This is a genomic window from Bowmanella dokdonensis (assembly GCF_017254865.1).
Classification (GTDB): domain Bacteria; phylum Pseudomonadota; class Gammaproteobacteria; order Enterobacterales; family Alteromonadaceae; genus Bowmanella; species Bowmanella dokdonensis.
This window is the reverse complement of the sequence record NZ_JAFKCV010000156.1, coordinates 1-377: the sequence shown is the minus strand read 5'-3', so window position 1 is coordinate 377 and position 377 is coordinate 1. Positions and strand designations below refer to the sequence as shown.

The window sequence follows — 377 nt, the reverse complement described above, 5'->3', positions numbered from 1 at the left end:
GCCTTGCAAATAAATCACCGTGGCACTGTCACAGGCTTTGGCTAATTTTGCCGCCAACGCGTCGGTGGCTTGTTCATCTTTTACTTCTATTTGCATTGTCATTCAGCGATTAACCAGTTGTCGGATAAAGGGCAACAAATCACTGGCCATCATACCACGTTCTCCATTTTGTTGTGCAGCCAGGTCCGCCGCAGCGCTATGCAGGCTGGCGCCATACATTGTCGCTTCATCGTTACTTAACCCCTGTGCAACTAAACTGATAATAGTGCCGCTTAACAGGTCACCCATACCTGGACTGGCCATGCCGGGATTACCATTGGTTAATACCCAATGCTGTTGTTGTGCTGCAATCAGGGTGCCAGCACCTTTGAGTAGTA

General features: G+C 49.1%; 1 protein-coding gene. It reads right to left on the bottom strand.

The annotated features are described in order from the left end of the window. Positions 1–102 precede the first annotated feature (102 nt). A partial coding sequence (locus J0A66_RS22010; protein WP_277603618.1) for an ADP-dependent NAD(P)H-hydrate dehydratase occupies positions 103–377 on the bottom strand: 275 nt, incomplete at its 5' end.